The 21,091-nt window shown below is 68.5% G+C and carries 23 protein-coding genes; 11 read left to right on the top strand and 12 right to left on the bottom strand.

The window, feature by feature from the left end; genetic code table 11:
* The first annotated feature begins 106 nt into the window (after positions 1 to 106).
* The 3 genes from L1081_RS27465 (at position 107) to L1081_RS27455 (ending at position 3,044) form a co-directional block, all read left to right on the top strand.
* Positions 107 to 367, top strand: coding sequence for a hypothetical protein (locus L1081_RS27465; RefSeq protein ID WP_489417789.1), 261 nt, complete (start codon positions 107 to 109; stop codon positions 365 to 367).
* Between the two features lie 151 nt (positions 368 to 518).
* Positions 519 to 1,112: a hypothetical protein gene (locus tag L1081_RS27460; RefSeq protein WP_124960812.1), complete on the top strand. Its 594-nt coding sequence runs from the start codon at positions 519 to 521 to the stop codon at positions 1,110 to 1,112.
* Positions 1,113 to 1,256: 144 nt separating this feature from the next.
* Positions 1,257 to 3,044, top strand: a complete 1,788-nt coding sequence (locus tag L1081_RS27455) for an alkaline phosphatase D family protein (RefSeq protein WP_489417788.1) — start codon at positions 1,257 to 1,259, stop codon at positions 3,042 to 3,044.
* 27 nt (positions 3,045 to 3,071) lie between these two features.
* Here the strand turns inward: L1081_RS27455 and L1081_RS27450 are convergent, their stop codons facing one another.
* The 7 genes from L1081_RS27450 to L1081_RS27420 form a co-directional block, all read right to left on the bottom strand.
* Positions 3,072 to 3,932, bottom strand: a complete 861-nt coding sequence (locus L1081_RS27450; RefSeq protein WP_489417787.1) for an NmrA family NAD(P)-binding protein — start codon at positions 3,930 to 3,932, stop codon at positions 3,072 to 3,074.
* 64 nt (positions 3,933 to 3,996) lie between these two features.
* A complete protein-coding gene (locus tag L1081_RS27445) occupies positions 3,997 to 4,806 on the bottom strand; it encodes an AadA family aminoglycoside 3''-O-nucleotidyltransferase (RefSeq protein WP_489417786.1) in 810 nt (269 codons plus the stop codon).
* A 51-nt stretch (positions 4,807 to 4,857) separates the two neighbouring features.
* Positions 4,858 to 5,844 carry a tripartite tricarboxylate transporter substrate-binding protein gene (locus L1081_RS27440; RefSeq protein ID WP_489417785.1) on the bottom strand — a complete coding sequence of 329 codons (987 nt, stop codon included), beginning with the start codon at positions 5,842 to 5,844 and terminating at the stop codon, positions 4,858 to 4,860.
* A 52-nt stretch (positions 5,845 to 5,896) separates the two neighbouring features.
* Positions 5,897 to 6,865 (bottom strand): tripartite tricarboxylate transporter substrate-binding protein, encoded by a 969-nt coding sequence (locus L1081_RS27435; RefSeq protein WP_489417784.1) that lies wholly within the window; start codon positions 6,863 to 6,865, stop codon positions 5,897 to 5,899.
* Positions 6,862 to 7,668 (bottom strand): citryl-CoA lyase, encoded by an 807-nt coding sequence (locus tag L1081_RS27430; RefSeq protein ID WP_489417783.1) that lies wholly within the window; start codon positions 7,666 to 7,668, stop codon positions 6,862 to 6,864. Before L1081_RS27430 ends, L1081_RS27435 begins: the two co-directional genes overlap by 4 nt.
* A 12-nt stretch (positions 7,669 to 7,680) precedes the next feature.
* Positions 7,681 to 8,598, bottom strand: a complete 918-nt coding sequence (locus L1081_RS27425) for a dioxygenase family protein (protein WP_489417782.1) — start codon at positions 8,596 to 8,598, stop codon at positions 7,681 to 7,683.
* A 48-nt stretch (positions 8,599 to 8,646) separates the two neighbouring features.
* On the bottom strand, positions 8,647 to 9,810 hold the full coding sequence (locus tag L1081_RS27420) for a CoA transferase (protein WP_489417781.1): 1,164 nt from the start codon (positions 9,808 to 9,810) through the stop codon (positions 8,647 to 8,649).
* A 125-nt stretch (positions 9,811 to 9,935) separates the two neighbouring features.
* Here L1081_RS27420 and L1081_RS27415 point away from each other — a divergent pair, with 125 nt between their 5' ends.
* Positions 9,936 to 10,847, top strand: coding sequence for a LysR substrate-binding domain-containing protein (locus tag L1081_RS27415; RefSeq protein ID WP_489417780.1), 912 nt, complete (start codon positions 9,936 to 9,938; stop codon positions 10,845 to 10,847).
* Between the two features lie 349 nt (positions 10,848 to 11,196).
* Here L1081_RS27415 and L1081_RS27410 read toward each other — a convergent pair whose 3' ends face one another.
* Positions 11,197 to 12,048, bottom strand: a complete 852-nt coding sequence (locus L1081_RS27410) for a cupin domain-containing protein (protein WP_489417779.1) — start codon at positions 12,046 to 12,048, stop codon at positions 11,197 to 11,199.
* 108 nt (positions 12,049 to 12,156) lie between these two features.
* Between L1081_RS27410 and L1081_RS27405 the strand changes: the two genes are divergently transcribed.
* From L1081_RS27405 to L1081_RS27385, 5 genes are all read left to right on the top strand, one after another.
* On the top strand, positions 12,157 to 12,702 hold the full coding sequence (locus tag L1081_RS27405) for a peroxidase-related enzyme (protein WP_489417778.1): 546 nt from the start codon (positions 12,157 to 12,159) through the stop codon (positions 12,700 to 12,702).
* Between the two features lie 64 nt (positions 12,703 to 12,766).
* A complete protein-coding gene (locus L1081_RS27400) occupies positions 12,767 to 13,336 on the top strand; it encodes a redoxin family protein (protein ID WP_489417777.1) in 570 nt (189 codons plus the stop codon).
* Between the two features lie 4 nt (positions 13,337 to 13,340).
* Positions 13,341 to 14,033, top strand: coding sequence for a glutamine amidotransferase (locus L1081_RS27395; RefSeq protein ID WP_489417776.1), 693 nt, complete (start codon positions 13,341 to 13,343; stop codon positions 14,031 to 14,033).
* A complete protein-coding gene (locus L1081_RS27390) occupies positions 14,030 to 14,737 on the top strand; it encodes an MOSC domain-containing protein (RefSeq protein WP_489417775.1) in 708 nt (235 codons plus the stop codon). Before L1081_RS27395 ends, L1081_RS27390 begins: the two co-directional genes overlap by 4 nt.
* A 27-nt stretch (positions 14,738 to 14,764) precedes the next feature.
* Positions 14,765 to 15,934 (top strand): hypothetical protein, encoded by a 1,170-nt coding sequence (locus L1081_RS27385; protein ID WP_489417774.1) that lies wholly within the window; start codon positions 14,765 to 14,767, stop codon positions 15,932 to 15,934.
* 40 nt (positions 15,935 to 15,974) lie between these two features.
* On the opposite strand, the gene L1081_RS27380 is transcribed toward L1081_RS27385, so the two are convergent.
* The 3 genes from L1081_RS27380 to pdxR all read right to left on the bottom strand — a co-directional run bounded on the left by L1081_RS27380 (position 15,975) and on the right by pdxR (position 19,156).
* A complete protein-coding gene (locus L1081_RS27380) occupies positions 15,975 to 16,253 on the bottom strand; it encodes a hypothetical protein (RefSeq protein ID WP_489417773.1) in 279 nt (92 codons plus the stop codon).
* Between the two features lie 148 nt (positions 16,254 to 16,401).
* Positions 16,402 to 17,646: a glycerophosphodiester phosphodiesterase family protein gene (locus L1081_RS27375; RefSeq protein ID WP_489417772.1), complete on the bottom strand. Its 1,245-nt coding sequence runs from the start codon at positions 17,644 to 17,646 to the stop codon at positions 16,402 to 16,404.
* Positions 17,647 to 17,710: 64 nt separating this feature from the next.
* On the bottom strand, positions 17,711 to 19,156 hold the full coding sequence (gene pdxR / locus L1081_RS27370) for a MocR-like pyridoxine biosynthesis transcription factor PdxR (RefSeq protein WP_489417771.1): 1,446 nt from the start codon (positions 19,154 to 19,156) through the stop codon (positions 17,711 to 17,713).
* Positions 19,157 to 19,243: 87 nt separating this feature from the next.
* Between pdxR and L1081_RS27365 the strand changes: the two genes are divergently transcribed.
* Both L1081_RS27365 and L1081_RS27360 read left to right on the top strand, forming a co-directional pair.
* A complete protein-coding gene (locus L1081_RS27365; protein WP_489417770.1) occupies positions 19,244 to 19,993 on the top strand; it encodes an NAD-dependent epimerase/dehydratase family protein in 750 nt (249 codons plus the stop codon).
* Entirely contained in the window at positions 19,990 to 20,529 is a 540-nt protein-coding gene (locus L1081_RS27360; protein WP_489417769.1) for a cupin domain-containing protein, read from the top strand. The genes L1081_RS27365 and L1081_RS27360 overlap by 4 nt, the downstream gene beginning before the upstream one ends.
* Positions 20,530 to 20,556: 27 nt before the next feature.
* On the opposite strand, the gene L1081_RS27355 is transcribed toward L1081_RS27360, so the two are convergent.
* Entirely contained in the window at positions 20,557 to 20,997 is a 441-nt protein-coding gene (locus L1081_RS27355) for an NUDIX domain-containing protein (protein ID WP_489417768.1), read from the bottom strand.
* Positions 20,998 to 21,091: the final 94 nt, after the last annotated feature.

Here is a 21,091-nt window from a genome sequence, read left to right as displayed (position 1 = left end):
GGGACGACTGCAGTGGCGGTGCTTCCCTGGCTGTCGATCGGGTTTCTTTGACGGGACGGGATCTGCTATCAGGGGTTGGCGGCTTTGCAATGTCGCCGATGCGGTCTTGCTTGCCCGGCACATCGAGTTCGATGCGTGCTTCGAGCACGATCTCGAACTTGATATCGACATCACCCACACGCACCATCGATCGGATGCCGTATTGATCGGCGCGAAGTTCACCACTCTGCTGAATCTTCGCGCCCTTTCGGGCCAGCGCGCAACCAGAATCAGCGGGCTACCCGGCTTGAAGAGCCTCCGGTACGACTTCGAGCAGGACCTCGAACATGCCCTGCTCACATTAATGCGGGGAATTGCCCAGGCATAGAAGGCGTTCGCAGCCGGGAATGCGCCATGCCGTCGGAGCAAAACGCCCAGCCGCAGCAGGGTCTTGCGCAGAGCCGCACCTCCAGGTGCTGTAGCGTGGCGTCGACGGCCTGGCCACCCTTGGCATCGTCCCAACACCATGAAGCCCCCGAATGCAGCAACAAGTCATCTCTGCCCACGACATCTTCCCGCACATCCGCATCGTCATGGGCATGGTGATCGGCCTTGGCGTCACGCGGCTCTTGTCGGGCGTTGCGCGCATCGTGCAGCACCCGGCGCAGTACCGGCTCTATGCGGTGCACCTTGCCTGGGTGGCTTCGGTCCTGCTGGCGCTGGTGCATTTCTGGTGGTGGGAGTTCGGCCTCTACCAGATCGAGAGCTGGACCTTCGGCACCTATGCCTTCATCGTGAGCTACGCGATCGTCCTGTTCCTGCTGTGCGCGCTGCTCTTTCCGGACAGCATGCGCGACTATGCGAGCTATGAAGATTATTTCTATGCCCGCCGCGCGTGGTTCTTCGGCCTGCTGGCCGCAACCTACCTGCTCGACGTGGTCGACACCCTGATCAAGGGCGAGGCGCACTTCGCGCGCTTTGCACTGGAGTACCTGATCCGTACGCCCGTTCTCGTGACGCTGTGCATCGTGGCGGCCAGGACGGCGAGCCAGCGCTTTCACACCGTCTTCGTGGCGGCCACGCTGGTCTACCAGCTGTCGTGGATCTTCAGGCTCTTCGACACATTGAACTGAGGGTACCCCGTGCGCTTCCGGCTGACGCGCGCATCGGCGGCAGCCTACGTTGAAAACCAAGGTCCTCACATTCAAATGGCGCCGACGTCGAACGGGGACCGAGGCGTGCCGTGCGTCTTGCCGTCGGCGGATCAGGAGACAGCCATGCGCACCCACGACGAGAAGAAGAACAACGGCGAGGCAAGCCATGCCGTTCACGATGCAGACACCGACCCCCCGCAAGCCCTGAGCGGCACCACCCGGCGCTCGCTGCTGCGCAGCGCCGTGCTGTTCGCGATGTTCTCGGGCAGCGGCATCGGCCTGACCGCATGTGGCGGGGGTGGCGGCGGAGGAGGAGGGGGCATCGGCATCGGTGGCGGAGTGGGGGGTGGGCGTCCGCCCGACGGACCCAACTCGGTGTTCAAGCACGGGATCGCGAGCGGCGATCCCTTGTCCGACCGCGTGATCCTCTGGACCCGCGTGACGGCCTCCGCGCCGGGCACCCTCAATGTCGAGTGGGAAGTGGCCAGCGACGAGCGCTTCGGCATCATCGTTGCGCGCGGCACCGCGAGCACCGGCCCCGAGCGCGACTACACGGTCAAGGTGGACGCCATGGGGCTCCAGCCGGCCAGCACCTATTTCTATCGCTTCTTCATGGGCAACGACCGCTCGCCCATCGGCCGCACCCGCACGCTGCCGGTGGGCGGCGTATCGCAGGCCAGGCTGGCGGTGGTGTCCTGCTCCAATTTCCCGAGCGGCTACTTCAATGTCTATGCCGACATTGCCAAGCGCACCGACATCGACGTGGTGCTGCACCTGGGGGACTACATCTACGAATTCGGCCGGGTGGGCTTTGCCTCGCAGCTGGCCATTGCCATCGACCGCGAGTCGAGGCCCGACCACGAGATCCTGACGCTTGCGGACTACCGCCTGCGCCATGCGCAGTACCGCACCGACGGCGACCTGCGCGCCTTGCATGCGCGGCTGCCCATGATCGCGGTGTGGGACGACCACGACCTGGCCGACAACGCCTGGTCCGGCGGGGCCGAGAACCACGACGAAGCGACCGAGGGCAGCTTTGCGGCACGGCGCGCGGCGGCCGTGCAGGCCTACCACGAGTGGCTGCCGACGCGGCTGCCCGACCCGGCCAACCCGCTGCGGATCTACCGCTCCTTCGACTTCGGCACGCTGGCTTCGATGCACATGCTCGACACCCGGCTGATCGGCCGCGACAAGCAGGTCACGCTCTCGCAGTACCTGGCCGGCGAGGCCTCGGCGCCCACGCGGCAGCTGATGGGCCAGCCGCAGGTGGACTGGCTGTCACAGCGCATGGCCGCATCGCCCTGCACCTGGCAGGTGCTCGGCCAGCAGGTGCTCATGATGCGCATGGTCATTCCCTTGAGCATCGCGACCGACTTCAGCGTCGAGACGCTGACCGCCTACCTGGCGGCGCAGGCGCTTCCGGATTCCGCGCGCAGCGACAGCCAGCGCGCGCTGATCACGCAGCAGAAGGTGCCCTACAACCTGGACGCGTGGGACGGCTACCCGGCCGCGCGCGATGCCGTGCTCGCCATGGCGCGCAACCAGGGCAAGAACCTGATCTCGCTGGCCGGCGACACGCACAACGCCTGGGCCGGGAACCTCACCGACGCCTCCGGGCAGCGGGTCGGCGTGGAATTCGGAACCTCGTCGGTGTCGTCGCCGGGCTTCGAGCGCGCGCTGCCGCTGATCGCCAACGACCTGCTGTCCGATGGCTTCCGGCGCATCATCGACGACCTGCGCTACGCCGAGACCAGCAAGCGCGGCTATGCCGTGCTGACGCTCACGCCGGCCGAGGCGCGCTGCGACTACATCGAGGTCAGCACGGTGCTGAGCCGCGATTATTCGGTGAGGACGGCCGCCACGCTGCGCGTGCTGCCCGGTGCCGGCAACCTGCAGGTGCTCGCTGCCTGAACATGGGTGGAGGGTGGCGTGCCGCCGTCAGGATCGCGCCACCAGGCCGCGGATGTAGGCCTCGAGCGTCGTCGAGCCGCGCAGGGCATCGCCTGGCATCTCGAAGCCGCTGTCGACGCTCACCGCGGCCATTCGCGCATACGAGTCCGCGGCAGCTTCGGAAAAGCCGAGGCTGCGGTACGCTTCCTTCCACTTGTCGCGCGGCGTGACGTCGAGCTCCACCGGCCGGCCGAGCGCCTGCGAGAACGCCCTTGCCACGTCGGCCGAGGAATAGCGCCGCGGCCCCTCCACGTAGCGGATGCCGACGTCGTCGAGCGGGGACACCAGCCTGCGGGCCGCGATCTCGCCGAGGTCGCGCGGCGCGGCCATGGGAATGGCAAGGTCGGGGTCGTACATCGTGGGCAGCCTGCCCACGCTGCGGACGGCGTCGAGCAGCCCGTCCCAGTTGCTCATGTAGTAGGCCGCGCGGTTGATGGCCGCCGGAATGGATTGGCGGCGCAGGCCCTCCTCGAGTTCCCATAGCACGCTCAGGTCGCCGATGCGCTCGCCGGGCTGCGCGCCGCCGGTCGATTCCGCCACCACCTTCTGCAGGCCCGAGCCTTCCAGCGCAGACAGGATCCTGGCGACCGTGCGCCTCTCGATGGTGTCGGTGTCCGCCGACGTGTCCGCGGATGGATTGAGCAGGAAGGCGCGGCGCCCACGTTGAAACGCCGCGCGCAGCGAGGCCACGTCTTCGACGTTGGCCTCGGCGATCTCGGCCCCTTTTTCGCGCCATGCGCCGGCGCGGCTCGCATCGCGCGTAATGATCGTCACTGCTTCGCCACGGTCGAGCAGTGCTTGCGCGACCGCCGAACCGACATGCCCCGTACCACCCATGATGACGTACATCGATGTCTCTCCTGTTCGTCGTGCCTGGAGGAAAGTCTGTTGAGGTGCGATCGCGCGCAATGGCTCACCGCGCGGGCGCAGGGCCTGCGCAGACCACATCCTCGATCAGTGCCTTGGTGTAGCGCACGAACGCCGTGACCTGGGTAGGACGATCGGCCAAATTGTCCGGCGCATGGCCCAGGTAAGCCGCGTGCGCACTCGCCAGCACGGGCCGGTGCTCACCCGGCAGGCGTTCGAGCGCCCATGCCGCGGCGGCATCCTTGGGCGCGATCTCGCCGGTGCAGGCACTGAACCAGATGCGCGCGAGCGCCAGCACCACATTGCGCTCGTCGCCCTGCCAGTCCGGCGCGTCGTTCCACTGCGCCACGGTGTCCAGCAGCGCGCGCGCGAAATCGGCGTGGGGCACGGGGTCGAACAGTTCGATCGCGGGAGGGCCGAGCAGGCAGACGCTGTGCTGCCTGAGCTTGCTGAGCAGGATCGCGAGGTCATGGTCCGGCATGGCCGGCTCCACGATGCCGGCCTGCAGTTCCTCGCGCAGCCATTCGCCGAACTGCAGTTCGCGCAGCGGCGGATAGCGCCAGGGCACGACCTCGTCCCGCACCACGAGCGTCACTTCGAGCGGGCGCCACGGTCCGCCGGCGCCGGGGCTGCCCGAGACCGACAGCAGGTCCGCCATCAGCGCGTGCCGGACTTGTGCGGGCAGCGGCGCTTCCACGGTCACCATCAGGTCGATGTCGCTGTGCGGCTTGAGCCCTCCATCGACGGCGGAGCCGAACAGGTGGATGGCCTGCAGCGCGCCGGCCAGGTGGCGCTCGAGAACGGCGCGTGCCTGCGACAGTTGCGAAGCGATTTCGGGTGGCAGTGAAGCGGTCATCACGGCCGATGTTAAGGGCCATGATGAGTGCGAAGCGATGGGCGCGGCAGGTCAATCCACGCGGATGTTGCGCGCCTTCACGACGCGGCTGTAGATCTCCGCATCGCGGCGCACCATCGCGCTCATCTCGGTGCGCGTGACGCCCAGCGGCTCGCTGTTGAGGTCCTTGATGCGCTTGGCGAGGTCCGGGTCCTTGCTGGCTTCGACGAATACCGCGTTGAACCGGTTGAGCACCGCAGCGGGTGTGTTCGCGGGTGCCCAGATGCCGTGCCACGACATCATCGAGAAGCCCGGCATCACCTCCGAAAGCGTGGGCACATCGGGCAGCGCGGGGTGCCGCGTGGGCCCCGAGTAAGCGAGTGCCTGCACCCGGCCGCTGCTGATCAGCGGATAGCCCGTGGCGATGGGCTCCATCAGCGTGTCGACCTGTCCGCCGACGAGATCGGCGATGGGGCTCGCGCGGTAGGGCACATGCAGCATGGTGATGCCCACCTCGTCCTTCAGGGACTCGACGATCAGCTGCGACGGGCTTCCCGCGCCGTAGGAGGCGTGCGAATAGGTGCCGGGCTTTTCCTTGGCCGCGGCCACGAGCTCCTTGATGGTCCTGGCCGGGAACTTGGTGTTGGCGATCAGCACGAGGCCCTGGCGCATCGTGGTGGCGACGGGAACCAGGTCCTTGTCGGGATCGAACGGCAGCTTGCTGTAGATGTACGGGTTGATCGTGAACGCCGTCGACAGGTTGTAGAGGAAGGTGTAGCCGTCTGCCGGCGCCTTGGCGACGGTGTCCGACGCGAGGTTGCCGGCCGTGCCGGGCTTGTTGTCGATGAGCACCGGCACGCCGAGCTTGCGGCTCGCGTAGTCGCCGTACATGCGCGCGAAGATGTCGGGCGGCGTGCCGGGCGCGAAGCCCACCACGATGCGGATCGGCTTGGTGGGCCACTCTGCGGCTTGGGCGCTTGCGTGGCCCGTGGCCAGGATGCTGGTGAGGCCCAGCACCAGGCCGAGCATCTTCTTGACGAGGGTTGTGGTCGAACGCATGGCTTGTCTCCTTGGGCTATGGGTGCCCGTTTGTTGGGTTGTTCTGTCTTCTTCAATCCACTTGCGCGCCGGAGCGGCGCACGGCCTCGCCCCATTTCGCGATCTCGGCCGTACCGAAGGCGGCCATGTCCGCCGCGCCCATGGCCATGGGCTCGATGCCCTGGGCCGCGAGCTTGTCGCGCACCCCGGGCTGGGCGAGCACCGCCTGCGTGGCTTCGCGCAGGCGGTCGCGCTGCGCGGCGGGCATGTCGGCCGGGGCATACAACATGAACCACGCGACCAGGTCGAAGTCCGGAATGCCCTGCTCGGCCAGCGTGGGCACGTCGGGGGCGGCCATGCTTCGCCGCGCGCTCGATGTGCCCAGCGCGCGCAGCTTGCCGGCGCGGATCTGCGGCAGCACGGCGGCCGGGTGATAGAACATGAACTGCACGTTGCCCGCCATCACCTCGGTGAGCGCCTGGGCGCCGTCGCGGTAGGGCACGTGCACGAAGTCCTTGCCGAGCCGCAGGTTGAGCAGCTCGCCCGCCAGGTGCCCCGAGGTGCCATTGCCGGCCGAGGCAAAGCTCACCGACTTGCCGCTGGCCCGGCGCAGATCCGCCACCGTCTTCCACGGCGCGGCCGTGGGAACGACCAGCAGCGTGGGCGTGGCGCCGACGAAGCCCAGCGGCACGAAATCGCGCTGCGGCTGGTAGGAAAGCCGCTTGTAGAGCGAGGCGTTGATGGCATGCGTGCCCACGGTGCCCAGCAGCACAGTGTGTGCATCCGCCCCTGAGCGGGCCACCAGCTCGCTGCCGATGGCACCGCCCGCGCCGGGGCGGTTGTCGACGATCACCGGCTGCGACAGCTGGCGCCCCAGCGCTTCGGCCAGCACCCGTCCCACGATGTCGGTCGTGGTGCCGGCAGCGAAGGGCACGACCAGCTTGATGGGGCGCGCGTCGCCTGCCTGGGCCCATGCGCTGCTGGCCTGCGCAAGCATCGCTGCGGCTACAAGCGTCGCGGCCAGGCCCGCGCGGCGTTTCATGGCGCCGTCCCGAAGCCCGCGGGCACGGCGCCTTCGTACTGCAGTTCGCGCGTGGCCTGGTAGGACAACGCAAAGCCGCTCGGCGTCTCGGCTTCTTCCGCGAGGTGCGCGATCAGCCCCGCGGTGCGCGCGAGGATCGGCACGCCGCGCAGCGACCCCACCGGAAAGCCCACCCCGAGCAGCACCGCTGGAATCGCCGCCGAGACGTTCATGCGCAGGTCCTTGCCGACGATGCCCGGGATCGCATCTTCCAGCGCCTGCGCGATGTGCACATAGCGCAGGTCGGCGCCGGCCTGCGTCGCCACGGCGATCAGCCGGTCGACGCGCGGATCGCGTTCCTTGTGCAGCGGATGGCCGTAGCCCGGGATCGCGGCGCGTGCGGCCTTGAGTTCGGTGATGGCCGCAGTGGCGGCCTGCGGCAGCGTGGCGCCCGCATCCACGCGTGCCGCCACGTCGATGAACAGCCGGCCCGCGGTTTCGGACGCGCCGAGGATGACGGAGCCGCAGCCGAGGATGCCGGCTGCCACCGCGCCCTGCAGCGCATCGGGCGCGGCCGCGAAGGTCATGCGGCTGGCCTGCACGCTCGGCACGAGGCCGTGCTCGGCAATCGCCACCAGCGTGGCGTCGAGCACGGCGCTGCACGCGGCATCGGGGCGGCGCCCGGTGAGCAGCAGGAAGAAATAGTCGGTGAACGACAGGTGCCCGATCAGTTCCTGGCACAGGTCCTGGCCACGCACGACGATGGTGTGTTCGTCCGAGGTGCAGATGGCGGTGCGCGGGACGGTGGACTTTCCGATTTTCATGGGCGTGGTCTTTCAGGCGTGTCGGGGTTCGAGGCGGAAGTCGTAGTGCGCGGACCAGTAGGGCGTTTCCAGCGACCTGCCGTCCGGCGCGCGGCCCGGCGGGTGCGACTCGAAGTCCACGACGAGCCGCGGCCGCACGCCGAACACGGCATCGGATTCGATGTACGGGCTGCCCGCCACGAACAGGTGCGTGGTGACGGGCACATGGCCCGGCGCCGAGACCATCATGTGGATGTGGCCGGGGCGGTTCGGATGGCGGCCCATGGCTTCCAGCATGCGGCCGACGGGCCCGTCGACCGGAATCGGATAGAAGCTCGGGCGGATCGACCAGAACCAGTAGCGGCCTTCGTGGTCGGTGCGGATACGCCCGCGCGCCTGCATCGCGGCGCCTTCGACCTGCATGTCGTACACGCCTTCGCCGTCGCCCGACCAGATGTCGAGCAGCGCACCTTCGAGCGGCTGGCCGTGGGTGTCGGTGACGCGGCCGCTGTAGAAGGTCGGCTCGCCGCGGGCGCCCTGGGCCACGTCGGCGCCCAGCGGCAGGTCGGGCGCGCCTTCCCAGTAGAAGGGGCCCTGCACGGTGGCGTGCGTGGCCTCGGTGAGTTCGGTGGCTTGCGTGGCTTCGTTCGCGGCGCGGCCGCGCTTGCCGGCGGCGGCGCGCAGCTGGTCCAGGATCACGACCATCATCGAGGCACCCAGCGTGTCCGACAGCAGGATGAACTCCTGGCGCTTGTCGGTGCAGGTCTGGCCCGTGGCCGTCAGGAATTCGATGGCCTGCATCCACTCGTCGGGCTTCAGGTCCACGTCGCGGATGAAGGCATGCAGGTGCGTGATCAGCGACTGCATGAGCTGCAGGAAGCGCGCGTCGCGCGTTCCCTCCAGGCTCTTGAGCACGGTCTGCGTCAGCTCGCTTTCGTTCGATGGGGTCATGGTGTTCTTGTCTCCTGGCTCGTTTTGTCTTGGAAGGCTGCGCCGGGGTCAGCGCCTGGCAGTGGGCGGCTGCCCCAGGCGCTGGCGGATCGGATCGACGATGGCTGCGTTGTCGGCCCCGAGCATGGGGGGGGCCGTGACTTCCAGCGCGCGCTCGCCGTCGAAGCTCACGGGCGAGCGGATCGTGTGCCACTCGCCGCCCTCGGGGTGCGGCGCGCTCACCTGCAGCTGCAGGTGCCGCGCCTGCGGGTCTTCCATGGCCTCGCGCGTGTCGTACATGGGCGCGTGCGGCACGTCCTCGGCCTCGAGCCGCGCGCACCACGCTGCGCGGGTCTGCTGGCGGAACACGCCGCCGAGCAGCGCGATCAGGTCTTCCTGGTGCGCGATGCGCGCCTCGCGTGAGGCGAAGCGCGGGTCCGCGAACAGGCGAGGGCGCTCGATGGCATTGGCCAGGCCCTGCCAGAACTTCTCGGGCGAGGACATGTGCAGCGCGATCCACAGGCCGTCCGCGCACTCCAGCACATAGGACTGCGAGACGCTCGGCCGGCTGAACGGGCCCATGACCTCGTTCTCCGAAAAGAAGTGCGTGAACGCGTCGAGGTTGAAGTGGCACATGGCCTCCAGCATCGACACCTCGACCGCGCGCCCGCGGCCGGTGCGGCCCCGTTCGACCAGCGCGCCGAGCACGCCGTAGGCGGCGTAGAAGCCGGTCATGGCATCGGCGAGCGCGGGGCCGACCACGCGCGGGTTGGCCGGGTTCACCAGCAGCTTGAGGAAGGCGCTCGCGGCCTGCGCCACCGTGTCGTAGGCGGGGCGCCCGGCAGCGGGGCCGGTCTGCCCGAAGCCGCTGATGGCGCAATACACGAGCCGTGGATTGAGGGCCCGCAGCCGGGACTCGCCGGCGCCCAGCCGCTCGGCCGCACCGGGGCGGAAATTCTGGATGTAGACGTCGGCGTCCTTGACCAGCTCGTCGAACACGGCCGCGTCCTCGGGCAGCTTCGGGTTGAGCGTGACGCTGCGCTTGTTGCGGTTGTAGGTCTGGAAGTGCGGGCTGTAGAGGCCGCCGCGAAAGGCGCGGAACGGATCGCCCGCGCCGGGCTGCTCGATCTTGACCACCTCGGCGCCCAGGTCCGCGAGGAACATGCCGGCGGCCGGCCCGGTGATGAACGTGCCTTGTTCCAGCACCTTGATGCCGCTGAGGACTTTTTGCACCGGGAGGTCTCCTGTCGTTGTTGTCGGGGGGCTGGAGAAACTTTAGGTTGCATCCACGAATTCGGAAAATGATTGTTTTCCATCGTTAGCATCGATGCCATCGATCATTGCTCCCGAGGAAAGCCATGGAACTCCGGCACCTGCGCTACTTCATCGCCTTGTCAGGCTCGCTGAACTTCACGCGCGCGGCCGAGCGCCTGCATGTCACGCAGTCGACGCTGTCGCACCAGATCAAGCAGCTCGAGGAAGAGATCGGCGTTGCGCTGTTCGACCGCATCGGCAAGCGCGTGAGCCTGACCGACGCCGGCGACGAGTTCCTGCACTACTGCACCAAGGCCCTGCACGAGATCGACCTGGGACTGGGCGCGCTGCGCCAGGACAGCTCCGAGGTGGCGGGCGAGCTGCGCGTGGGCTCTACCCACACCTTCAACCTCGGCTTCATCCCCGACTGCATCGCGAGCTTCCAGGGGCGGCACCCGCGCGTGAAGGTGGTGGTCGAGGAGTTGTCGGCCGACCAGATCGCCGCGCGCCTGCAGCAGGGCACGCTGGACCTGGGCATCGCCTACCGGCCGAGCGTGCCCGGGCCGCTGCAGTTCGAGCCGCTCTACAACGAGGAGATGGTGCTGGTGGTGGCCAAAAAACATCCGCTCGCGCGGCGCAAGCGCGTGCGCATGGTGGAGCTGCACCGCCTGCCGATGGTGCTGCTGCCGGCCAGCTTTGCCACGCGCCAGATGCTGGACGAGTGCTTTCGCTCCTGCGGCGCGCAGCCGCACGTGGTGGCGGAGATCAACACGCTCGCGCCGATGATGGACCTGGTCGCCAAGACGCAGCTCGCGTCCATCGTGGCCGCGAACGTAGTGAACCCGCTCTCGGGGCTCGTGGTCATCCGGCTGGAAAGCCCCACGCCCGTGCGCACGCCCGGCATGCTGTGGTCGCCGGTGGCACGCGACGCGGCGGCCACGCGCGCGTTCTCGACCATCGTGCGCAAGCTGGCGCTGCGCAGCAGCCTGCAGGGCGCGGCCCCGCGCGTGCGCTAGCAGCGGTATCGGCTCTTCAGGCGGTTCGGAGCGTTTGGAATTCGCTGCGCAACCGCGCGACGACATGGCGAGATCCAGGTCACCCAGCTGGTTCCTCTGGAGGAAGGCGGCCCATTGCCTTTGTTTCGCCGGATCCTGCGCGAACGCATCGCTCAAGCCCGAGGGCAGGCTGTTGGGCATCACCAATTGCCGCCGCGCAAAAGTGGCATCGACGGCCCGGCAGGGACGGATCGGAGCGCTGTGCCATCCGGCTGGTTTGTTGCAATTACTAGGCGATTGTCAATAAATGACTAAATTTCGCCATGAAAGAACTTGAACCCTGCCCGGTCCGAGTGGCGAGACGGCGCGCTCACTGCCGGCTGGCCAGCCATTCGCGCGCGGACATGCCGATCTTCTGCGTGAAGAGCCGCGACAGCGCGGATGCATTGGCGTAGCCGAGCGTGTCCGCGATGCTCTTGAGCGATGCGCCCTTCCTGAGCTCGGCCTGTGCGATCGTGAGGCGCCAGCCGGCGAGGTAGTCCGCGGGCGTGGCGCTCACCACGGCCTTGAAGCGCTGGGCGAACGCACTGCGGGACAGGCCGGCCTCCCGTGCCATGCGGTCCAGCGTCCAGGGGTCGCCAGGGCGTTCGTGCATGGCGACCAGGACGCGCGCCAGCTGCGCATCGCCGAGTCCGGCCAGAAGGCCCGGAGGAGGTTCGCTCTCCTGCGGGTGATCGAGCAGCCAGCGCAGGAGCTGGATCAGCACGACCTCGAACAGCCGGTCGGCCAGCAGGCGGTGGCCGCACAGCACCCGGGTGGTCTCGGCGAAGAGCAGCGCCAGCGACTGTTCGAGGCCCTCCACGGCATCGAGCGGAAGGACGACCAGGGGCGGCAGCGCGCGCGCAAGGGGATGCGCCTCGCCGCCATCGAAATCGAGCGTCGCGCAGACGAAGTCCGAGCCCTCCGCCGGCGCGTTGTGGAAGTTGTGCGCCAGGGGCCGCGGATAGAAAAGAAGGCAGGGCGCCTGCACGGCGAGCTTGCGCGGCACGCCGGCGCGCGCCGAGTGCGTGACCACCATCTCGCCGCGCCGCAGCGCATGCAGGAAGCCGCGGCCTTCCCGGGCCGCGAACCGGGTGGTGCCGCACAAGGGGCCGGCATGGAACAGATGGGCCCGCACATGAAAGCGCTCGAGCAGAGAGGAAAGCCTGTCGATCGGGGGCATGAGGGGCAATTCTGGACGAAAAGGTATCTTATTCGGATGAAACGATCCCAATCATACGGTGCATGCGCAGACACTGGCTTCGTTCCTCCACTTCTTCAAAGGACTTTCATGTCTCGCGTCCCACTCGTGAACGAAGCCGCAGCCACCGGCGAAGCCAAGGCCCTGCTGGCGAACATCCATGGCACCTTCGGCGCCACGCCCAACATGTTTCGCGCGGTTGCCAATTCGCCGGCCGCGCTCCAGAGCATGTGGGGATCGTTCGGCGCGCTCGGCGGCGGCGCCATTGCGGCGCAGCTCGGCGAACAGATCGCCGTGGCGGTGGCCGACCGCAACGCATGCCACTATTGCCTGGCCGCGCACACGGCGCTCGGCCGCAAGGCCGGGGTGTCCGCCGCGGACATGGCGGCGGCCCAGGCGGGCGAATCTTCCGACCCGCGGACGGCGGCCGCGTTGCGCTTCGCGCTCAAGCTGGTCGATGCGCGCGGCCGGGTCGGCGCTGCCGATGTCGAGGCGCTTCGCAGCGCCGGCTTCGACGATGTGCAGATCGTCGAGATCGTGGCGCACGTGGCGTTGAACCTGTTCACCAACTATGTGAACGTGGCCTTCGACGTACCGGTCGATTTTCCGTCGGTCAAGCTGCGCGCGGCCGCCTGACCGGAGCGATAGTGCAGGGGCGGCGCGGCCGCTTCCTGGTTGCCTTCACGTTGGAGCATTCGAGATGCCGAAGAACTTTCCCCCGGCGCCTGCGCTGCAGGTTGTCCAATGGCTCAACACGGACAGCGCCCTCACGCTCGAGTCGCTGCGCGGCCGCGTGGTGGTGCTGCATGCCTTCCAGATGCTCTGCCCGGCCTGCGTGTCGCACGGCCTTCCGCAGGCGAAGAAGACGCGACAGCTTTTCGATGCAAGGGACGTTGCCGTGATCGGCCTGCACACCGTGTTCGAGCACCAGGACGTGATGACCGCCGCGGCGCTCGCCGCATTCGTGCAGGAGTACCGCCTCACGTTTCCCATCGGCATCGACGCGCCTTCTCGCGGCAGCATTCCCGCGACGATGCGAACATACCAGTTGCAGGGAACGCCGAGCATCGTTCTCATCGACAGGCAAGGCCGCATCCGGCTGAGCCACTTCGGCCAGCTCGACGACATGGCGCTCGGCGCGGCCATCGGCCAGCTGGCTGCCGAAGAGGTACCCGCGACGCTGATCACGCGGTCCCCGGGCGATGCGGATGGCCTTGCAGCGGCGCACGGCGGGTGCCGCGGCGAGGGCTGCCCGGCCGATGGAGCCTGACGCCATGAAGTGCATCGCATTGCAGCACCTCGCCTTCGAAGACCTCGGCTCGTTCGCGCGCGTGCTCGTGAACGCCGGCTACGAGATCGAGTACCGGCAGGCCGGCGTCTCGCCGCTTGGCATCGACGAATGGCGTGGCGCCGGGCTCGTCGTCGTGCTCGGCGGTCCCGTGGCCGCCTACGACACCCGAATCTATCCATGGCTGGAAGACGAACTGGCGGGCCTGCGCGAGCGGCTGGCGCTTCGGCTCCCGACCCTGGGGCTGTGCCTGGGCGCACAGCTGATGGCCAGCGCGCTCGGTGCGCGCGTGTATCCGGCCGCGCGCCAGGAGATCGGGTGGGCGCCGGTCGAATTGAACGAGGCCGGCAAGGCCTCCTGCCTTGCGCCGCTGGAAGGCAGCCCGGTGCTCCACTGGCATGGCGACACCTTCGACGTTCCGCCGGGCGGCGCTCTGCTCGCGAGCACGGCTTCCACGCCGCACCAGGCGTTCAGCCTGGGGTCCCATGCGCTGGCGCTCCAGTTCCATCCGGAGGCGGACCCGTCGCGCATCGAACCATGGTTGATCGGGCATGCCTGCGAACTCGTCCAGGCCGGTGTCGACATACCCGCGCTGCGCGCCCGCAGCGCCGCATTGGGCTCCGGACCCTGCACGGCCGCCGCGGCGATGTTGACGGTCTGGCTGGGGCAGCTCGAATGACGCCAGGCGCCACAGTGATCGATGCGCTGCTGGTGGGCCAGGTGGCGCTGCTGCCCGACGGGCGCTCGTCGAGCGGCATCCGCAAGTTGCCCGTGGACCATGCACTGTGGCTGTCGGCTACGGGCCTGCAGGGCGATGCGCAAGCCGACCTGCGCATCCACGGCGGTGTCGAGAAGGCGGTGCATCACTACCCTCGCGAGCACTATGCGGGCTGGGCTTCCTGGAGCCGCCGCGCCGACCTGCTTGCAAGTCCGGGCGCGTTCGGCGAGAACATCTCCTCCCGCGGCTGGGACGAATCGAACGTGTGCATCGGCGACGTGGTGCGCCTCGGCGAGGCGCTGGTGCAGGTGTCGCAGGGCCGGCAGCCCTGCTGGAAACTCGACCTGCGCTTCGGCGAGCGCGGCATGGCGCGCGAGATGCAGGCGCGCGGCCGCACGGGCTGGTACTACCGCACGCTCGAACCCGGCTGGGTGCGGGCCGGCGCGCAGGCCGTGCTGGTGGAGCGACCGCACCCGGACTGGCCCTTGTCGCGTCTCATTGCGTTGCTGTTCACCCGGGACGCGCACGCGGCGCCCGAATGGGAGCGTGCCGCCGAATTGCCGTCGCTCGCCGAACGCTGGCGCCAGACCTTCCGAAAGCGCGCGGCCTCGGGGCATGTCGAAGACTGGGAGCCGCGTCTGCGGTTGCCGCCGAACGGCGCATGATCCCGCGAGGTCTGGTAGAAGCACGGCATGACCGTCTCGCTCGCGGCCTCCCTCATCGAACTCGCACTCGGATCGGAACTCGGGGCTTCCGGCGACGCCGGGCGCAATCGCTGCACGCTCGAGGGCGTGACGTGGCAATCCATGCCGGACGGTGCCGTCGAACTCCGGGTCCGGCGGTTCGAGGCGATGGCGCTGCGGCTTGCGTCGGATCCGTTCGTCCTCGAAATCGACTGCATCGACGTGCACGAGCTGGTGGCCCGGCTGCGCGCCGAGGCCGGCGTGCCGCGCCTGGTTTCCGTCCAGGCGGACAAGGCCGAGTGTTCGGGATTGAAGCTGCATGGCCCGCTGGTGCTGCCGCCCCAGATCCAGAAGATCCGCGAGGCGAGCCAGGGCGCGGACGCAGCGGCAGCGACGCCCGACGCCGCGGCCGGCCATGCGGTGGCCGATGCGTGGCATCTTGCACCCCTCGGCGAGGCCGAAGGCTCTATCCGCGGCCAGATCACCGACGCGCATCTGCTGTTCGACGCCGATGTCACGGTGCCCGTTCGCGACGGCCAGATCGACTTCAACGATGCGACGGTCGAGCATGTCGGGCCCGACTCGCGCATGGGCGTGAGCCGGATGGGCATTTATGTCGACGCGCCCAACGGGCGCAGCTACCTGTACCAGTTCGCCGCGGCGCCGCTCGCGGGCGTGGTGTTCGAGCACCGCGGCGCCTTGCTGGGCCCTTGGGTCTCCGAGCGCGGCAAGTTGCAGTTGCAGGCCTTTGCCGAATCGATGCTGCGACAGGGCCACAGGGGGCCTGGCCATGGGCTGACACAGCAGGCGCGCCTGCTGCTCGGCCGCACGTCGCTCTCGGGCGAGCTGTGGCTTGGCGAGGGGCTCGTCGCCGTGCCGGGCCTGCAAGTGCATCTCGAAGGGCGCCATGCGATCGGACTGCACTCCCATTCCGTCGGCCGCGGCCTCAAGGTGGAGATGGCTTCACTCGCGGCCCGTAATGCCGCAGCGGCCTGGAAGGGCGTGCAGATGGGCTTCGACGAGGCAACGGCGAAGCTGGTGATCGAGATGCTGGTCGAAGATCCGGCGATGCGTTTCGCGCTGCACGTCGAGAACGGCGCCGTCGCGGGGCTGCGGATCGATCTTCAGCGCAGAGAGCCGGACGGCACCGAAGGACCTGAAGCAAGCGCACCTCGCTGAAGCGCATGCGGCGAAGGTCGCCCCGGCACTTGGGCGGATATCAAGGGCCGAACCCGTTGAGGCGCCAGAACGCTCGCAGGATCAGAGCCTCTGCCAGCCACCATTGGCCGGCCAGCAGGCCGATGGCTGTTGCTGCGACAGGCCAAGTCCTGAAGCCGGTCTGCAGGAGAAGCCTCGCCGCAAGCACGGCGCTCAGGCCAGCCAGCAGCCACAGGAGCGCGTAATACCACTCGCTTGCGGAAAGGGTCCTGTAGGCCACGAAGCTGAGAATGGATGCGCAGGCAAAAGGCCCCCACGATCTGGCTTGCCGCATATTCATCGGGCCAGGACCTTGGAGACATGCGCGAATCCGTTCGTGAGCATGTCGGGATGGTAGCCGGGATGATCGAAGCAACGCCCACCGCTCGGACCATCGACCGTCGTGGCGGACCTGCACGGGAACGGCCGCGATTCCCGGCAGCGCCCAATCAATCGTTATTGCGTTCGCACTTGCGCGAATTGACGAGGCAGGCGGCGTAGTCAGGATCGTGCTTGAGCAGGAACATCGCGCGTGCCGCAACCGCCGTGTCCGCGAAATCGCTGAACACGCCGTCGACGCCAGCCTCGTAGAACGCAAGGTACTCATTGACCGCGTTGCCGCCGAAGCTGCCGGTCAGGCGCTTCTGTTCGCTGCGGAAGGTATACGGGTGGACCAGCAGTCCCAGCCGATGCGCATTGGCAATCACGTTGGTGGGGGGCAGCAGCACGCGGTCGCGCTCGTCGATGGCGCCGTCGCCGGTCACGTCGGCGCACGCGCCTGCCTGCACGGTCTTGCACGCGCTCGAAATCAGGTACGGCTTCCACGGGCCGATGCCGTCCGCATAGCCCTTCACTTCCTGCAGGCCGCGCGGCGTCAACAGATCGCTGAAGAGGCCGTCGCGGTTCGACACCACCCAGTCGTAGGGTTTGTCGTAGGGCTTGCTGAGGTCCAGCGTGCCGTCGGGCTTGACGTCGTTGGCGTCCACCAGCTGGATCAGGCGCACGCTTGTCTTGCTCCGCAGATAGCGCAGGTTGGCGGTCTCGAAGGACTGGATGAAGACCGGTGCATTGCGCTGGTTCCAGCCGGCCGCGCTCAGCACGTTCAGCAGCCTGTCTTCCAGGGGCAGGCCGATGCTCTGGTGATAGGTGGGGTGCTTGGTTTCGGGATAGATCCCGATGCGCCGCCCCTCTTCGCGGGACTTGCGCTTGGCCAGGTCGATCACCTCGGCCAGCGTCGGGATCTGGAACTTGCCGTTGAAGGACTGGTCGCGCTCGGCAAAGGACTGCACGGCGCGCAGCTGCTTGATCTCGGCCAGCGTGAAATCGCTGGCGAAGAAGCCGTCGGTCGGCACGCCGTCGAGCATGACCGTTCGGCGGCGGTTGGCGAATTGCGGCAGGTCCTTGACGTTGGTGGTGTCAATCAGGTTGGGTTCGTGCCGGGCGATCAGGTGGCCGTCCTTGGTGGCGACCAGGTCGGGCTCGATGTAGTCGGCGCCCAGCGAGATGCCGAGCGCATAGGCTTCCAGCGTGTGTTCGGGCAGGTAGCCATTGGCCCCGCCGCGATGGCCGATCACGAGCGGCGCATTGTCGGCGCGGCGCCGTGCGTTCTCCTCGTGCGCGGTGGCCGGGCCCGCGGCGGCGAGCAGCAGGCCCAGGCCCAAGAACGCATTGCAGATCTTTTTCAGGGTGTGCATGGGAAGTCTCCTCGCTGGTGTGCGGACGGACCTTAGGCGGCCTGCATGACAGGCCGGTGAATTCTCATGGCTTTCGGTCCAGGGCGGTCCGCAACATCGTTGCAAGCTGTTGCGCGTGTATCGCGGAGCCGATGTTGGTGAAGCCGATCAGCAGCCCCGCGTCGCGGAAACTTGCCGTGCCCCGCGCGGACAGCGGCTGGCAGTTCAGTCCGGCGCGTTGCGCGCGGCGCCCCAGCTCCTCGTCGCCTTCGCGCCGCCGGTCGAAGCGCGCGATCAGGTGCATGCCGCCGGCCTGCAGGTCGATGCGCACTTCGTCGCCGAAGGTCTTCAGCAGCGCGGCCGCGAGCATGTGGCGGCGGCGCGCATAGAACAACCGCATCTTCTTCAAGTGGCGCGAGAAGTGGCCTTCTCGAATGAAATCGGCAACCACTGCCTGCGTGAGCTGCGGGCATCCGTTGGACCCTGTCCGCGCGGCCTCGCCGAAGGCGCCGCGCAGCGCATCGGGCACCACCACGTAGCCGAGCGCCAAGCCGGGGTACAGCACCTTCGAGAAGCTGCCGGCGTAGAGCACGCGGTCATGGCGGTCGAGGCTCTTGAGCGCGGGCAGTGGCGGGCCGGTGTAGCGGTATTCGCCGTCGTAGTCGTCTTCGACGATCCAGGCCTTCGCCTGCGAGGCCCAGGCGAGCAGCTGCAGCCGGCGCGCGAGCGACATCGAGACACCGAGCGGCGCCTGGTGCGAGGGCGTGACGACGGCCATCTTCGCCTCCGCTGCCTTGCGCATGCCACGCGCAACGACCAGGCCTTCTTCGTCCACCGGCACAGGCACCGTGCGCTGGCCGGCACTGCGCAGCACCTCCTGCGTCGGCGGATAGCCCGGGTCTTCCACCCACACGCGCTCGTCCCTTGCGAGCAGCGCGTGCGAGATGAGCGCGAGCGATGCGCGGTAGCCGCCGGTCACGAAGACTTGCGACGGATGGCACGCGACGCCGCGCGACACCCGCAGGTAGGCGGCAATCGCCGTGCGCAGCGGCGGATGGCCCGAGGGATCGCCATAGAACATCTCGGCCGCGGTCGTTGCCCTGGCGCGGCGCGACACCAGGCGTGCCCAGAGCTTGCGCGGGAAGGCATCGAGCGCCGGAATGCCCAGCTGCAGGGGCGGCGGCGGCGCGGGTTCGGCCAGGTCCTGTTCCACGGCCCGCGCCTCGGCTTGCCGGGACGTGCGGCGCGCCGATCGCGGGGAAGGCAGCGAGGGCGAGACCACCGTGCCCGCCTGGCCCTGCGGCGAGAAATAGCCTTCGCCCGCGAGCTGGTTGTAGGCTGCCTCGACGGTGCCGCGCGCCACGCCCAGTCCGCTGGCCAGGCTGCGCGCCGAGGCCACGCGGTTGCCGGGGCGGAGCAAGCCCTGCTCGATGGCCGTGCGGAAGCGTTCGTAGATCTGCCGGTGCAGCGGCGTGGACGCTGTGCGGTCGATCGCGAGGAGGGCGGCGGGCGGTTTCTTCTCTTGCGTCATGGCCCATTCATTTTGACGAATCTTGGCTCTTTGGAATGGGGCATCGAAAACCTAAGCTCCGAACATCCAGTGGAAAGAGGACATGCGATGAGCGAGAAGATATTCGTGGCGGGTGCGGCCGGGGCCATCGGCAGCGCCCTCGTGCCTTTGTTGGTCGACGCGGGCTATATCGTGTACGGCAGCACCCGGCGCGCCGAGCGCGCGCAGGCGCTGGAGGCAAGCGGCGCGGTGCCTGTCGTCGTCGACGTGTTCGACGCGCCAGCGCTGCGCGCGGCGCTGATGCGCATCGCACCGGCGATCGTGATCCACCAGCTCACCGACCTGCCGCGGGATCTCGATCCCAAGCGGATGGCCGATGCCGCCCATCGCAATGCGCGCGTGCGCACTGAAGGCACGCGCAACCTCGTGGCCGCGGCGCTGGCGGCCGGCAGCCGCCGGCTGGTGGCGCAGAGCATCGCCTGGCTCTATGCGCCCGGCGCGACTCCGCACGTCGAGGAAGATCCGCTCGATCTCGCGGCCGAAGGCACGCGCGGTGTCAGCGTGGGCGGCGTGGCGGCGCTGGAGCGCAGCGTGCTGGGCACGGCGGGCCTCACGGGCACGGTGCTGCGCTACGGGCAGTTCTACGGTCCCGGCACGTCGACCTCCGAGTCCAGGGGCGCGTGCCCGGTCCATGTGGAGGCGGCGGCCTGGGCGACGGTGCTGGCGCTGCGGCATGCTCGCGGCGGTGTCTTCAACATTGCCGAGGACAACCCCGAAGTCAGCAGCGAGAAGGCCAGGCGCGAACTGGGCTGGCAGGCATCGCTGCGGCTGCGCCAGCGGCAGGGAGTCGCATCGTGAAGGCGGCCCGGCTTCATCGCGGCCCGCTAGGCGCGGGCATTGCGGCGCTCTCCCTGGTGCTGGCCGCCGGCTGGGCGCTGATGCCGCACGGCAACCGGCAGGAGGCGGCGCAATGGTTCGCCGATGTGTGCAGCAGCGTGGCCCGGCCGATGTTCTCGTCGGCCCCGGCGCCCGCGGGATCGGGCGCCGATGCGAGGCCCGCGACTTCGGTGAAGGTGCTCTCGTGCGAGGCATTGCCGAACGTGCCGGGCAAGGCGGTGACCACCGTGCTCGTCGACTTTCCGCCGCTGGCCTATTCGCCGGCCCACCGGCATCCGGGCTCGGTGACCGCGGTCATCCTCGAAGGCACCATCCGCTCGCAGCTCGGCGGCGGTCCGGTGGGCACCTACAGGAGCGGCGAGACCTTCTTCGAGCCGCCGCGCACACTGCATCTCTTTGCGGAGAACCCCGATCCGGTGCGCCCCGCGAAGCTGCTGGCGGTGTTTATTGCCGACGAGAACTGCGGTCCGCTGGTGCTGCCGCCCGATGCCGATTGAGCGGGGCTCATCGAGGTGCCAACGGCGTCAGATGTCCCTCGTCGTTCCGAAGCCGGGCAGCGTCCGAAGCAGCGCCGTCATCGACTTTGCGGCCAGCGCCGGTACGTCCGCGGGGTCCACCCACTTGAACTGGTCCACCTCGGGCGTCATCACGCCTGAAGCATGGTGAGGAAAGAAGCTCGTGCACTTGCATGCCGCAATGTCGCAGTCGCGCGTGTGCACGAAGGCGCGGAACAGGTGCAGGTCCTTGGCCGGACGGTACGGCATGCGCCCGAACTCCTCCATCGAATCTGTGGCCAGCTCGATGCCCGTCTCTTCCCGAACCTCGCGGATGGCCGCCTCGCGCGCGGATTCGCCTGCTTCTGCGCCGCCCTTGGGGATGTCCCAGTGCTTCTGGCCCGTCGCGTGCGCCATGAGAAGCTGGCCTTGCTCGTTGACGATGAGCACGCCGTAGGAGGTGGTTTTCATGGTCAGGCGATTGTCGCCAGGCGAAGTCAGCCGCGCCACCTCCGCCGCGCCCCGTGTGGACAGGCGACACGATCGCTTATGCTGGACCGATCTT

Source organism: Variovorax sp. MSC1_012, assembly GCF_023667525.1.
GTDB classification, from domain to species: Bacteria; Pseudomonadota; Gammaproteobacteria; order Burkholderiales; family Burkholderiaceae_C; genus Variovorax; species Variovorax beijingensis_B.
This window is presented reverse-complemented; position numbering and strand designations above follow the sequence as displayed.

Coding starts and splice junctions, on each gene's coding strand:
- L1081_RS27410 (WP_489417779.1), bottom strand. CDS start 12,048: ATGCCCCCGATCGACAGGCTTTCCTCTCTGCTCGAGCGCTTTCATGTG.
- L1081_RS27395 (WP_489417776.1), top strand. CDS start 13,341: ATGAAGTGCATCGCATTGCAGCACCTCGCCTTCGAAGACCTCGGCTCG.
- L1081_RS27375 (WP_489417772.1), bottom strand. CDS start 17,646: ATGCACACCCTGAAAAAGATCTGCAATGCGTTCTTGGGCCTGGGCCTG.
- L1081_RS27455 (WP_489417788.1), top strand. CDS start 1,257: ATGCGCACCCACGACGAGAAGAAGAACAACGGCGAGGCAAGCCATGCC.
- L1081_RS27390 (WP_489417775.1), top strand. CDS start 14,030: ATGACGCCAGGCGCCACAGTGATCGATGCGCTGCTGGTGGGCCAGGTG.
- L1081_RS27460 (WP_124960812.1), top strand. CDS start 519: ATGCAGCAACAAGTCATCTCTGCCCACGACATCTTCCCGCACATCCGC.
- pdxR (WP_489417771.1), bottom strand. CDS start 19,156: ATGACGCAAGAGAAGAAACCGCCCGCCGCCCTCCTCGCGATCGACCGC.
- L1081_RS27425 (WP_489417782.1), bottom strand. CDS start 8,598: ATGACCCCATCGAACGAAAGCGAGCTGACGCAGACCGTGCTCAAGAGC.
- L1081_RS27385 (WP_489417774.1), top strand. CDS start 14,765: ATGACCGTCTCGCTCGCGGCCTCCCTCATCGAACTCGCACTCGGATCG.
- L1081_RS27400 (WP_489417777.1), top strand. CDS start 12,767: ATGCCGAAGAACTTTCCCCCGGCGCCTGCGCTGCAGGTTGTCCAATGG.
- L1081_RS27355 (WP_489417768.1), bottom strand. CDS start 20,997: ATGAAAACCACCTCCTACGGCGTGCTCATCGTCAACGAGCAAGGCCAG.
- L1081_RS27450 (WP_489417787.1), bottom strand. CDS start 3,932: ATGTACGTCATCATGGGTGGTACGGGGCATGTCGGTTCGGCGGTCGCG.
- L1081_RS27445 (WP_489417786.1), bottom strand. CDS start 4,806: ATGACCGCTTCACTGCCACCCGAAATCGCTTCGCAACTGTCGCAGGCA.
- L1081_RS27405 (WP_489417778.1), top strand. CDS start 12,157: ATGTCTCGCGTCCCACTCGTGAACGAAGCCGCAGCCACCGGCGAAGCC.
- L1081_RS27365 (WP_489417770.1), top strand. CDS start 19,244: ATGAGCGAGAAGATATTCGTGGCGGGTGCGGCCGGGGCCATCGGCAGC.
- L1081_RS27440 (WP_489417785.1), bottom strand. CDS start 5,844: ATGCGTTCGACCACAACCCTCGTCAAGAAGATGCTCGGCCTGGTGCTG.
- L1081_RS27380 (WP_489417773.1), bottom strand. CDS start 16,253: ATGAATATGCGGCAAGCCAGATCGTGGGGGCCTTTTGCCTGCGCATCC.
- L1081_RS27435 (WP_489417784.1), bottom strand. CDS start 6,865: ATGAAACGCCGCGCGGGCCTGGCCGCGACGCTTGTAGCCGCAGCGATG.
- L1081_RS27430 (WP_489417783.1), bottom strand. CDS start 7,668: ATGAAAATCGGAAAGTCCACCGTCCCGCGCACCGCCATCTGCACCTCG.
- L1081_RS27415 (WP_489417780.1), top strand. CDS start 9,936: ATGGAACTCCGGCACCTGCGCTACTTCATCGCCTTGTCAGGCTCGCTG.